The 11955-nt window shown below is 36.8% G+C and carries 13 protein-coding genes; all 13 read left to right on the forward strand.

Annotation, left to right across the window (positions count from 1 at the left end; translation table 11 throughout):
- The first annotated feature begins 167 nt into the window (after positions 1–167).
- Positions 168–1556, forward strand: a complete 1389-nt coding sequence (gene iscB, locus EZV73_RS14105) for an RNA-guided endonuclease IscB (RefSeq protein WP_240840985.1) — start codon at positions 168–170, stop codon at positions 1554–1556.
- A 13-nt stretch (positions 1557–1569) separates the two neighbouring features.
- Positions 1570–1980 (forward strand): MATE family efflux transporter, encoded by a 411-nt coding sequence (locus EZV73_RS28675; protein WP_330637137.1) that lies wholly within the window; start codon positions 1570–1572, stop codon positions 1978–1980.
- Between the two features lie 65 nt (positions 1981–2045).
- Positions 2046–3761, forward strand: a complete 1716-nt coding sequence (locus EZV73_RS14115) for a hypothetical protein (RefSeq protein WP_240840987.1) — start codon at positions 2046–2048, stop codon at positions 3759–3761.
- A 43-nt stretch (positions 3762–3804) separates the two neighbouring features.
- A complete protein-coding gene (locus EZV73_RS14120) occupies positions 3805–5517 on the forward strand; it encodes an HD-GYP domain-containing protein (RefSeq protein WP_240840988.1) in 1713 nt (570 codons plus the stop codon).
- A 14-nt stretch (positions 5518–5531) separates the two neighbouring features.
- Positions 5532–6017, forward strand: a complete 486-nt coding sequence (gene rimM, locus EZV73_RS14125; RefSeq protein WP_240840989.1) for a ribosome maturation factor RimM — start codon at positions 5532–5534, stop codon at positions 6015–6017.
- Complete coding sequence (trmD, locus tag EZV73_RS14130) at positions 6017–6736, forward strand: tRNA (guanosine(37)-N1)-methyltransferase TrmD (RefSeq protein WP_240840990.1); 720 nt, start codon at positions 6017–6019, stop codon at positions 6734–6736. The genes rimM and trmD overlap by 1 nt, the downstream gene beginning before the upstream one ends.
- Positions 6737–6850: 114 nt before the next feature.
- Positions 6851–7201: a 50S ribosomal protein L19 gene (gene rplS / locus EZV73_RS14135; RefSeq protein ID WP_240840991.1), complete on the forward strand. Its 351-nt coding sequence runs from the start codon at positions 6851–6853 to the stop codon at positions 7199–7201.
- 90 nt (positions 7202–7291) lie between these two features.
- Positions 7292–8173 carry a ribosome biogenesis GTPase YlqF gene (gene ylqF, locus EZV73_RS14140; RefSeq protein ID WP_240840992.1) on the forward strand — a complete coding sequence of 294 codons (882 nt, stop codon included), beginning with the start codon at positions 7292–7294 and terminating at the stop codon, positions 8171–8173.
- Positions 8160–8915, forward strand: coding sequence for a ribonuclease HII (locus tag EZV73_RS14145; RefSeq protein ID WP_255813414.1), 756 nt, complete (start codon positions 8160–8162; stop codon positions 8913–8915). Before ylqF ends, EZV73_RS14145 begins: the two co-directional genes overlap by 14 nt.
- Positions 8912–10327 (forward strand): hypothetical protein, encoded by a 1416-nt coding sequence (locus EZV73_RS14150; protein ID WP_240840994.1) that lies wholly within the window; start codon positions 8912–8914, stop codon positions 10325–10327. Before EZV73_RS14145 ends, EZV73_RS14150 begins: the two co-directional genes overlap by 4 nt.
- A 2-nt stretch (positions 10328–10329) precedes the next feature.
- A complete protein-coding gene (locus EZV73_RS14155) occupies positions 10330–10602 on the forward strand; it encodes an EscU/YscU/HrcU family type III secretion system export apparatus switch protein (protein WP_240840995.1) in 273 nt (90 codons plus the stop codon).
- A gap of 85 nt (positions 10603–10687) precedes the next feature.
- The gene (locus tag EZV73_RS14160; RefSeq protein ID WP_240840996.1) at positions 10688–11110 is read left to right on the forward strand and encodes a hypothetical protein; all 423 of its coding nucleotides are present in this window, start codon (positions 10688–10690) and stop codon (positions 11108–11110) included.
- Positions 11111–11181: 71 nt separating this feature from the next.
- Entirely contained in the window at positions 11182–11949 is a 768-nt protein-coding gene (gene dprA, locus EZV73_RS14165) for a DNA-processing protein DprA (RefSeq protein ID WP_240840997.1), read from the forward strand.
- The last annotated feature ends 6 nt before the right edge of the window (positions 11950–11955 follow it).

The following is an 11955-nucleotide window of genomic DNA, read 5'->3' on the forward strand; positions in this document are numbered from 1 at the left end:
GCTACCTGCAGGTGCTCTGCCAGCTTGCAGCTCTAGCGTTACATTTTAAACAGTTTGTAGGGGTGCGGACGGTGAGTGTAGCTTAACAAGTGTAGATAACATTGGCGAGGCAGGCGAGTTTACTCGCGATACCTTAGAGCTTGCTCTAAGAGAAAGGAAATTACTTTATGGTTTTTGTATTAAACAAGAACAAAACACCGCTTAACCCTTGTCATCCTGCAAAAGCAAGATGGTTATTGAATAAGGGTTATGCGGTAGTACACAAAAGAGAGCCTTTTACGATTAGGCTAAAACAATTAATCGTTGATCCTGAAACAAAGGATTATATCCTTAAGTTTGACCCAGGTGCAAAAACAACAGGTATTGCTATTGTTGAAGATACCAAAGCAGAAGCAAAAGTTGTTTTTCTTGGAGAACTCAATCATCGATCAGAAGTTATTAAATCAAACCTAGATGATCGTAGGAGTTTAAGAAGAAACAGAAGGAATCGTAAGACTCGGTATAGAAAACCGAGGTTCCTAAATAGGACTAGAAAAGAAGGTTGGTTACCACCTTCTGTACAATCCAATGTAGACAACATAGAAACCATGACAGATCGCTTACATAAGTTATGTCCTATTAAGGCTATTAGTATGGAGACAGTTCGTTTTGATACTCAGTTAATGGACAATCCTGATATTTCAGGAATAGAATATCAACAAGGAACCTTATTTGGGCATGAGGTCAGAGAATATTTACTTTATACTTCTAGTCATACTTGTCAGTATTGTAATGGTGCAAGTCAAGATCCCATCTTAGAAGTAGAACATATGGTATCAAGAAATAATGGTGGTACGAATAGAGTGTCTAATCTGACAATTGCTTGTAGGACGTGTAATCAAGAAAAAACTTCATGGAATCTAGAAGAGTGGTTTCAAAGGTTGAAAATCAGTCATAAGAAAATTGATCAAATCAGAGTTAAGCATATAGAAAAGATTCTATCAAAAGGAAGACAGGTATCCTATAGAGATGCTGCTAGAATGAATACATCTAGGAAAACGACCTATCAAATGCTTAGCAGAAAAACTGAGCACTTAGAAGTGTCAAGTGGTGGTAGAACCAAGTTTAACAGAAGTATGATGGGTCTTGAAAAGACACATTATAATGATGCTTTATGTGTTGGTGAGATACCTGAGTCTTTTGATATACCTAAGGATTTGAAGGTCCTAAAAATAAGTGCATGTGGTAGAGGTTCTCATTCTAGGACACTACTCGATAAGTATGGTTTTCCAAGAGCTTACAAACCGAGACAGAAATATCATCATGGATACAAGACTGGCGACTTAGTCAAAGCGAATGTACCAAAAGGTAAGAAAAAGGGCACTCATTATGGTACTGTGTCTTGTAGAACAAGTGGTTATTTCAATATCAAAACAAAACACGGAACAGTGCAAGGCATCAATCATAAGTATTGTGAGTTGGTCCAGAAGGCAGATGGCTATAATTACTCAAGTTTCTCACCAATAACCTCCTTTCCTCTCACGACTGAATGTCACGAGTATCCAGGAGGTTGCTGATGAAGCAAAAGGGATTGTAAAAGAAGGGATCATCTACTCCTTTATCAATTTACTTGTTTTTTCGATTTCCTACCTTGTTTTTACAGAAAATCTTTTCAATATCTTCAATCCAAATCCCTTGGTTCTTTCCTACGGTGTCAGCTACATAAGAATCGTCTTCATAGGCTTTATTGTACTTGGACATGTCTTTATTTATAGGGGAGCTTTTGCAGGAGCTGGAGATACTTATCCACCTATGGTGGCTGCTCTTGTGGCAAATGTCATTGTTAAATTGTCGGCTTCGTTGCTTTTAACATCTGTCTTTAAGATGGGTATTGTCGGTGTATGGATTGCTATCACCTTATCAATATTTGTAGAAAGTTTCATCATATCATTGTTCTACAGAACAGGCAGACTCTATACAAAAGTAATAGGAAATCATTAAATCAGAGTTTGTCTCTGATTTTTTCTTTTGTTTCTGGGTAAATGTAGATTAGGGAGACTATGTGTATGAATCAAATATTTTTAGAACAGATGGCAGAAGTAAATGAAAAAATCTTAAAAGGACATCTTGATGAGTCTTTAAGACTCTTGTTAAAGGCCCTTGATTATTATGAGGACAATGATTTAGTATGTGAAATTCCTAATGTGTTTTATAAGGCCTCAAATGTCATAGAAGGCTTTAGCAGAAGGATTCTACTTTTAGATACTATGAAAAGAATCATTTCTTTAAGTCGTGACCGTGAAAACAAACTGACTTACGTGAAGTACTATGCCTTGGCCCATGGCCTTTATGGTGCGCCTGAAAAGGCTTTAGAGATCATAGATAAATACAGTGATGATACTTTAGATGGTTTATATATAGAACTTCAAAACGTCAAAGGCATTGTTCTTTCTAAGTTAGATAGGCATGATGAAACATTGAAGATCTATTTGGACAATTACGAGCTTACCAAGTCTATTCATTATAAACCCGGTTTAAGACTTGTTCATAATATTGGTTCTGCTTATGCAAGGCTTCATGATTATGATAATGCCATTAAGTTTATCAAAGAAGGTATTGAGTTTGATTTTGAAAATACCTATATTACCAATGGTGTGATGGCCATGATTGAACTCGCTGATGTTTATGTTTCTACTTATCAGTTTGACCTGGCCAAAAGGACCTTAAAAAAGGTCATGAATTATGATGTGGTGACTGAAAATCAAAATATGTATTTGCAGTTTTGTATGACCATGTACAAGTACAACAAGGCCGTTGGTAAGTACGAGGATGCCCTCTTTTATCATGAAATCCTTAAAGACTTGGAAATACAGCAGAACATGGAATATTATTCAGGTCTCTTAACCAGTGAAATCAGAAGAGATGATGATGACATGGGCATGATTGACCATGAAATCATGGCAGATAAACTGAGAAACACCAATACATTTTTAAAAAAGACAATTGCTAAGTCTCATGAAGTCCAGCAGGAGTTGATGGCAAAAAACCAAGAGTTAGAAGCGACCATGGAATCTTTAAACTCAACACAGGAAAAGCTTTTGGTGGCTGAAAAGAGAAATGTCTTAGATTCTATGTTTATAAACATTGCCAATCATATGAACACACCTTTAGGTGTTATGAATACTTCAACCAGTCATTTGAAAAATGTCAATGACAAAACAAAGAAAAAGTTTGAAGAGGGCAAGCTGACCAAAAATGACTTTATCAATCATATGACTGAAATTAAGAAATCCTTGTCTCTTTATGAAGAAAGCATGAACAAGGTAATTGGCTTTGTAGATACTTTAAAACTTTATAGGACCAATGACAGTGAGGAAGTCAAGCATGTGGATGTCAAGACTTATCTAGAAGAAATCAAAGCATCTTATAAGCGTTATAAAGGCATTGAAGATATAGGCATCATCTGTCATGCAGAAACAACACTTTATATCAACACCTCTTTATTTGAAAAGTGCATTGATCTTGTCAGTAAGAAGCTTCTTATCAATGCAGAGAGAAATGGCTTTGACATGGAAGTGTCTACTGAATCCAATATTGTGACCATTGGTGTTGGAGACTTTAAAACAACAACGGAAACAGAATCTTCATCCGATAGTCTTGTAGACTCCTACGATCTTTATATCATACAGACCATTGTAGAAAACTTGCTAGGTGGTCGTTTTATAAAATTTAAGGATAGGGGAAGAGACTACTATCAATTTATTTTTAATCTTGAAAGCTAGAGGAATCTAGCTTTTTTTAGTATAATATCTCTTAGGGGGATGTATGTATAAAATCGAGTTTGTAATTTTGTTGAGTGTGATGACTTTTGCTTTAGGTCTTACAGGCCTACTGGGCTTTTATCTGAAAAAAGAGTATGTGATGAAGTTTAAGTATTCTATTCTTTCAGTCTTGATCTACAATATGGTCTTGTTAAGCCAGGGGTTTTTTAGTAGGGAAATGATTGTTATAGCCTTTGAAAATCTAGTGCCTGTTGTAGGTCTCTTTATTTGGAGAAATATTTTTGTTGAATTTCATCGTTCCATTAACAGAGATGAGAAAAATGCACCTATATCTATATTTGTACGAGTGGTGCCTTACATCTATTTGTTTATGATGGCTTTAAGTTTGCTTCAGCATCTAACAGGAGGCGGCTACGAGGATGAAATCATTGGCGCTTTTCATTATTCCGTTGTAATAGGTGTTTTGGTTTATCAGTTGGTCTTAGTTTTAGAAATGTTTATCATCAATCAGAAATTAAGGTTGTCATGCGACCAAAAGTACCAGCATGTTTTTAGAACCAATCTTCTAGCCTTGGTGGTCTATGTGATTGTTGTCTTTTCTAATGTGATTTTGGGCACCTTGATAGAGAATATGATTATGTCTGGTGTCATGTACACCATTATGGTTGGTTTTTTCTTTGTCAACTATGTACCAGATGACTTTTTATATGAAGCCAAGCTGTTTCAGAACAATGTTACTAAGTTGGTGGATAGTGAGGAAAAACCAAATCTGACCTTTGCATATGACGCCTTAACTGGTATGTATACCAGGGAATACTTTATCCGTCATATAAAGACATTTGATGAAGATGATGAAACCATGTCTGTTGTTGTTATGGTTATATCGGGTCTTAAACAGATCAACAATTCATTTGGTTATGAGTATGGAGATGAGATTTTACAGGAAGTGACTTTGATCATTGATGAAGTCTTTAAGAATTCTACAATCGCAAGAATGGATGGTAGTCAGTTTGCTGTCATGCAAGTCGGCCTGATTGAGTCTGAACTTAAAGACCGTATCAATACCGTCATGGACATCTGTAGAGAAAGAGATGGTTTTTTAGTAGACATCCACTTTGGTTATGCCTTAAGAGGTGATTCTAGATCTCTTTTATATGAAATTTATAAAAAGGCTGAGGAAGATTTATATGCCAAGCGTTTAAAATATAACTTAAGTTCTCAAGACGCCATCACCAATGTCTTGTATTCTAACTTCTGTATGCAGATGCCGGCAGTTGCCGAACATGGTTTAAGATGTGCAAAAATGGCTGAAGCTTATGCAAGGTTTATGGACTATCCTGAAAAAATGGTTAGAAATATTTACAATGCGGCACTTTTACACGATATAGCTTTGACGGCCATGCCGAATATGGAGGCTTATGAGCTTAGTTTTGATACAGACTTAGAAAAGCGCATGTATGAAAATCATACGGCCAAGGGTTACGAAATAGCCGTAGAACTTGGTGTGCATGTGGATACTGCCAAAGGTATCTTGTATCACCATGAAGCTTATGATGGTTCTGGATTTCCATATGGACTTAAACATGAAGAGATCCCTGAGATTGCCCAAATCGTGGCTATAGTAGATGAAATAGACTTACTTTCTTTATACCATTCTGACCAATCTCTAGATAAGTGGCTGAAATCTAAGATTCGTGTGGCTTTTCCTGAGAAATTGGTTTATAATATGATAGATTTTTTAAATGCAGGACAATGATGTAAGGAGTAAGAATGGACTTAATAAGAATTGGTAAAATAGTCAATACACAAGGCTTGAAGGGTGATGTTAGAATTTATCCAGACACAGATTATGTAGAACGTTTTGAAGAACTCGACTATGTTTATGTGGAAGGATTAGATGAAAAGTTCATCATTGAAAAGGTTAGATACAAGAAAAACTTAGCTATTGTGAAGTTTAAAGGCTATGACCATATTAATGATATAGAGAAATATAAAAATAGAATTGTCTATACAGAAAAGTTAGAACTTGAGGACAGAGTTTATGTTGAAGACATCATCGGCTTAAAGATCGTGGACCATAAAAAGGGTGAGATTGGTATACTAGAAGATGTTCTTCAAAATCCAGCTCATGACTTGTATTTGGTGAAGACAAATGAAGGCAAGGAAGTCTTGATTCCTGTTGTGGATGATTTTGTAGAAGAAATTGATCTAGAAGAGGGCATCATTCATGTGACTTTAATTGAGGGTCTTTTGTAATGAAATTTCATGTATTGACACTTTTTCCTGAAATGTTTGAAACTATGAATCACAGCATCATGAAACGTGCTCAAGACCAGTCTTTGATTTCACTTAACGTCATCAATATTAGAGATTTCTCAACCAATAAACACAAGAAAGTGGACGACTATCCTTATGGGGGCGGCGCTGGCATGGTTATGCAGGTTCAACCCATAGCAGATGCTTTAGAGACGACTTCAGGCAGGGTCATCTATATGACGCCTAAAGGCCGTGTTTTTGACCAAGTTTTTGCCAAAGAGTTGGCTTTAGAAGAAGAAATCGTATTTTTATGTGGTCACTATGAAGGCGTTGACCAACGTGTCATTGATAAGTATGTAACCGATGAGGTTTCTATTGGTGATTTTGTTTTAACAGGTGGTGAACTGCCAGCCATGGTTATGATGGATGCAGTAGCTAGATTAAAAGATGGTGTTCTAGGACAAAATGTATCTTATGAGGATGAAAGCCACTACAATGGTCTTTTAGAGTATCCTCATTATACAAGACCTGCTGACTATGAAGGTATGAAGGTGCCGGATGTTTTACTTTCTGGCAACCATCAGAAGATTGAAGACTTCAGGTTAGAGGAATCCATCAAGCTGACGGCTTCAAGAAGACCAGATATGATTAAAAAGTATGCAAAGAGAGATTTATCTAAAAAAGAGATGAAAATCTTAAAAAAATATCTAGACAAATGAATAAGATGATTGTATAATTATATGAGTGTGTCGCTAGATACACTTTTATAACGTGCGTTCCTCTGGGGGAAAAGGTTCCTTAAGAACGTAACGAGTATTAGGGAGGAAATTCCAATGAACAATATTATTAAGAGTATTGAGCAAGCTCAGCTTAATACAGAAAGACCACATTTCCAAGTTGGTGATACTGTAAAGGTTCACTTAAGAATCATCGAGGGTAAGAGAGAAAGAATTCAGATCTTCGAAGGTATCGTAATGAAGAGACAAGGTGGCGGTGCTAGAGAAACTTTCACAGTAAGAAAGATTTCTTCTGGTGTAGGTGTTGAAAAAACATTACCACTTCATTCTCCAAAAGTTGAGAAAATTGAAGTTGTTAGACTTGGTAAAGTTAGAAGAGCTAAGATCAACTACTTAAGAGACAGAGTTGGTAAAGCTGCTAAAGTTAAGCCAAGAAGAGCAAAATAATGATTTAAGGAGCGATGAGATTCATCGCTCTTTCATTTTATTAAGGATTTAATTATAATTGAAGTAGAATATATATAGAAGAGGTGTGAAATGCATATTAACTGGTATCCTGGTCATATGAAAAAGACCAAGGAATTGATACAGAAAAATTTAAAACTTGTGGATGTTGTTGTTGAGTTATTGGACGCAAGAATTCCAATTTCATCAAGAAATCCGCAAATTGATGAGTTGGTAGGTCATAAGCCTAGGGTTGTCCTATTAAATAAGTATGATTTATGTGATCAAAGAATTTTAAAGGACTGGATTGCTTACTATAAGGCCAAAGGTATTGTTGCCATTCCTATCAACTCAATCACAGGTGATGGGGTTAAGGATTTATTAAAGCAGATTAAAATCGAAACAAAGCCACTCGTAGACAAGATGAAAGCACAGGGTAGAGTTCCTAGAGCCATTAGAATGATGATTGTAGGTATTCCTAATGTAGGTAAGTCGTCTCTAATCAATAAGCTGGTTGGTAAAAAGGCGGCTAAAACGGGTAATAAGCCTGGCGTAACAAAAGGTAAGCAGTGGGTTAGAGTGCGTGATGATATAGAGTTGTTTGATACCCCAGGTATTTTATGGCCTAAAATTGACGACCAGGAATCTGGCCTTAATTTAGCCTTTACAGGTGCCATTAACGATGAGACTTTAATCATTGAGGATGTAGGTTACCATCTTGTAGGTCGAATGATGCTTAAGTATCCGGATACTATTAAGAAGAGATATCAACTAGACATGGACTTTGATCAAGTGGATACCATCGAAGTTGTAGATGCCATTGCTGATTTTAAGAACTTCTATGACCGATCTAAGGATGTAGACTACAACAGGGTTGCCAAGCTTGTGATCAATGACTTTAGAGCGGGTAGACTAGGGCATATCACACTTGAAACACCTGATGAATTAGAGGCACGTGGTTATGAAGAAAATTAGTGAATACAAAGAAGCCCTGAGCCTTCTGTCAATAGAAGACCAAGTGGCTTATGTTTCTGAGATAAAGGACGACAGAAAGGGTGTTTTAAAGCTTATTGAATCCGTTCATAAAAAAGCCTTAAAACACCAAAAAGAACTTGACCGTGTTAAGGGGATGATGGTTTATGAAGAGGAACTCTTATCAAGAGGACCTTGTATCATTGCAGGTCTAGATGAAGTTGGCAGGGGTCCACTAGCAGGTCCTGTGGTCACATGTGCGGTTGTACTGAATGACTTGTTTTATGAAGGCATCAACGACTCTAAGAAGGTCAGCCTAAAAAATCGAGAAAGGCTCTTTGATGAGATCACTGAGTCTGCTGTAGAAGTATCATACGGTATAGCTACAAATGAAGAAATAGATGAACTGAATATTTTAAACGCAACGAAGCTTGCTATGAAGCGTGCTATTGAAGGTCTTAAAAGAAAACCGGATCATTTACTAATTGATGCCGTTAAACTTGACGATATAGATATAGACCAGACTTCTATTATAAAGGGAGATGAAAAATCAGTCTCTATTGCCGCTGCTTCTATACTGGCAAAAGTGACAAGAGATAGGATGATGATAGGCTATGATAAAACCTATCCTCACTATGATTTTGCATCTAATAAAGGTTATGGTACAAGAGCCCATTATGATGGCTTAAATGCCGTTGGTATTTCGCCTATTCATAGAAAGACATTTGTAAAGGATTTTGTATGAGAATAACACCTCAACAATTGCAGATTCAGCTGAAAGACCTTGCGACAAGGGGCAAGGATCAGGTGAACTTAAAAGCAGGGACCAATGTACTTGGAAAGGTGCTGGCGGTCCAAACTGAAGCTATCTTGATTCAACTTCAAGACGGCTCTAGTTTGCGTGCAATTGTTGACCAGCCTGAAAGGTTTAATGAAGGAGACGTGCTTGATTTTAAGGTTTTAGATACACCTGAAGGGGAACTTCCTAAACTGGCTATTATGACAGGTGAGGAAGTGTCCAAGCAAATCAAAAGTGTCCTTTCTCAGGTAGATATTAGACCAAGTGAAGAATCTGTAAAGGCCTATGAAGTCTTGAAGGCACTTGACTTGAACATCACCAAGGATTCCATCAAAACATTGACGGACAATTTTAAGTTTCTATCGACCTTTAACAAGTCTGTTGACCACTTGGTTAAAGAACCTGTGAGGATGGAACAGATCATCCAGCCGGAGTTAAAGGAACAAGTATTAGAAAAGTTTTCTAAGACCCTTGGTTTTGAGTCTGTTAAAGAATTTAAGGAAGCTACTTTTAAAGAAGTGGTCATTAAGTCTTTGGACTTGCCTGGTCAACAAGAACTTCCTGAAAAAAATGTGCCTAAGGAGATTGTAAAAAATCTTTTCGGTCTGATACGTGATGATGTGGACCAGGTGGTAGTAGAGGACACCATGGAAAAATTGGGTCAGCTTATGAAACTTGACAAACCCCTTACTTTTAAGCAGATGACGAGTTTAGATAAGCTTAGCTTTGATGCGACCAAGATAGGTGAGCAGGTTAAAGAAGTGATTGAAGACCTGGTAAAAACATCAGATATAAAAGAACCTGAAAAACTCTTAGCCCTTCTCAAGGGATTTGATTTAAATAAACTGTCAGATAAGGCCCTTGTTAAAGAGTATTTTAACGAGTTGAATGCGGAACTTTCTAAATTGGTAGAAGAGATGCCAAAATCTAGATTAAAGGCCTCATCAGAAAACTTGCTTGAATCCATTCAATTTCTTGAATCGGACCAAGACAATCTTGCCTGGATTCAAATACCCATGCAGATGAATCAGAACCTTCAAAGTGTGGATATCTATTTTAAACAGGACAAGCAATCAGGTAAGGCCATGACAAAAGACAATGCCAAGATTTTAATAGCCTTAAATACTGATTATTTGGACTTGGTTCAGGCCCTTGTTGAAGTGAAGGGGAAAAACCTGGATATCGGATTTAAAGTTAGCCATGACTCTGTAAAAGACCTTATAGAGAGTCAAATGTCTCTTTTGGTGGACTACTTTGATATGTATCAGGTTCATGTTCATGTGGAAAATCGTGAAAAAATCTCTTTAACAGAGTTTGTGGGAGAAGAGAGCAGTCACTTTATTAATGTGAAGGTGTGATTATGGATAAGAAAAAAATTGCGACGGCTTTAAAGTATGACTCGGAAAAGCAAATTGCACCAGAACTTGTTGCAAAGGGGAAGGGTGTTGTTGCTGAAAACATCATTAAAGTTGCTGAAGAAGCGGGTGTTAAAACATATGAAGACGAGCTTCTGAGCCAGCAGCTCTATAATCTTTCGATAGGAGATACCATTCCAGAGGAACTTTACCATGTGGTGGCAAAGGTCTTAACTTTTATTGCCCAGATGGATCAAAAAGAGCATGCTTATAAATAAATTTAAAAAAACAATGATTTTTATTAAATAGAACTGTATTTTTATCTTCCTTTTCATTAGAATAGTCATAAGGGGGATTTTTTTTATGTACAAGTATTCAAAAAGAACAATTATCTTCAACTTCATATTTGCCGGTTTGCTCCTGATTCTTGGTTTTTATATCGCGACAGAAACTTGGTATATGATTGTTGTTGGTCTGATAGCGCTTTTAATTTTAAAGGATGCTGTATCAGAGTTGCGTGCAACATTTGAACTTGCTGGTGACCGTATGATTGTTCGTAATAAGGACAAGGTTGTTAAGGAAATCAAGTACAGAGACATCAAGTACATGACAATCACAAGAAGAAACAAGAAGTGGATTGTGCTAGCAGATGACAATGGCATCTTATTTACCATCAAGCCAAGAATTGAAAATTATGAGCAAATGGCAGCGGATTTGATTCGTTTAAATCAGTCTAACAAGAAACTTGAAGTTCATGATTATATCAAGAAAACTTATAAGAAATAGTTAATTAAGGCCTTTTATATTGAAAGGTCTTTTTATTTTGGTTATACTAATGGTAAAAATTAGGAGGTTGTATGACTGAAAAAGAAAAATTTATGCTTTTATCCAACTCCACTATGACGGGTATGACCACTTGCAAAATCATGGCAGGAGAAAGGCTCTTAACAGACAAGTTGAATAAATCTGATTTAAATGGCTATAAGGATATAATGAAGGAACATGGTTTAAGACTCATAGAACCGGGATTGGATATCTTTAGGTCACCTAAATATTTATGGGCGAGAGGTGATGGCACTTTATCTAATAATGCTGTTTCTATAATAGGTGCAAGAAAGTGTACACCATATGGCAGAAAAATCGCCTATGAGCTTGCCTACCATTTAGCCAAGAAAGATATTCAGATAATAAGTGGTTTGGCCTATGGGGTGGATATTGAAGCACACAGAGGTGCGCTTGACGCAGGAGGTTCTACTGTTGCTGTTCTTGGTTCGGGTATCTTAAACTGTTATCCCAAAGCTCATCAGCCTGAGTACGATCGTATTTTAGAAAAAGGTTTGATTCTGTCGGAATACGGTTTTTATCAGAAACCCTTAAAGCATCAGTTTCCATTTAGAAACAGATTGATCTCTGCTTTGTGTGACGTGCTTATTGTTGTAGAAGCTAAGAAGAAGAGTGGGACCATGATTACAGTTAATTATGGACTTGACCAAGGCAAGACCATAATGGCTGTCCCAGGACCGATAGATTCCAAACTTTCTGAAGGGACAAATATGTTAATTGGCCAGGGTGCAAGACTCCTTTCTTCTATAGAAGATGTCTTCGATGAACTTGGAATTGTCTAAATATTT

Origin of the sequence: Acidaminobacter sp. JC074 (genome assembly GCF_022496765.1) — a bacterium.
Classification (GTDB): domain Bacteria; phylum Bacillota; class Clostridia; order Peptostreptococcales; family Acidaminobacteraceae; genus JABXKX01.

Excerpts from the sequence above, each read along its gene's own strand:
- EZV73_RS14155 (WP_240840995.1), top strand. The coding sequence starts at position 10,330 with ATGGATAAGAAAAAAATTGCGACGGCTTTAAAGTATGACTCGGAAAAG.
- rimM (WP_240840989.1), top strand. The coding sequence starts at position 5,532 with ATGGACTTAATAAGAATTGGTAAAATAGTCAATACACAAGGCTTGAAG.
- ylqF (WP_240840992.1), top strand. The coding sequence starts at position 7,292 with ATGCATATTAACTGGTATCCTGGTCATATGAAAAAGACCAAGGAATTG.
- EZV73_RS14160 (WP_240840996.1), top strand. The coding sequence starts at position 10,688 with ATGTACAAGTATTCAAAAAGAACAATTATCTTCAACTTCATATTTGCC.
- EZV73_RS14120 (WP_240840988.1), top strand. The coding sequence starts at position 3,805 with ATGTATAAAATCGAGTTTGTAATTTTGTTGAGTGTGATGACTTTTGCT.
- dprA (WP_240840997.1), top strand. The coding sequence starts at position 11,182 with ATGACTGAAAAAGAAAAATTTATGCTTTTATCCAACTCCACTATGACG.
- rplS (WP_240840991.1), top strand. The coding sequence starts at position 6,851 with ATGAACAATATTATTAAGAGTATTGAGCAAGCTCAGCTTAATACAGAA.
- EZV73_RS14115 (WP_240840987.1), top strand. The coding sequence starts at position 2,046 with ATGAATCAAATATTTTTAGAACAGATGGCAGAAGTAAATGAAAAAATC.
- trmD (WP_240840990.1), top strand. The coding sequence starts at position 6,017 with ATGAAATTTCATGTATTGACACTTTTTCCTGAAATGTTTGAAACTATG.
- EZV73_RS14150 (WP_240840994.1), top strand. The coding sequence starts at position 8,912 with ATGAGAATAACACCTCAACAATTGCAGATTCAGCTGAAAGACCTTGCG.
- iscB (WP_240840985.1), top strand. The coding sequence starts at position 168 with ATGGTTTTTGTATTAAACAAGAACAAAACACCGCTTAACCCTTGTCAT.
- EZV73_RS14145 (WP_255813414.1), top strand. The coding sequence starts at position 8,160 with ATGAAGAAAATTAGTGAATACAAAGAAGCCCTGAGCCTTCTGTCAATA.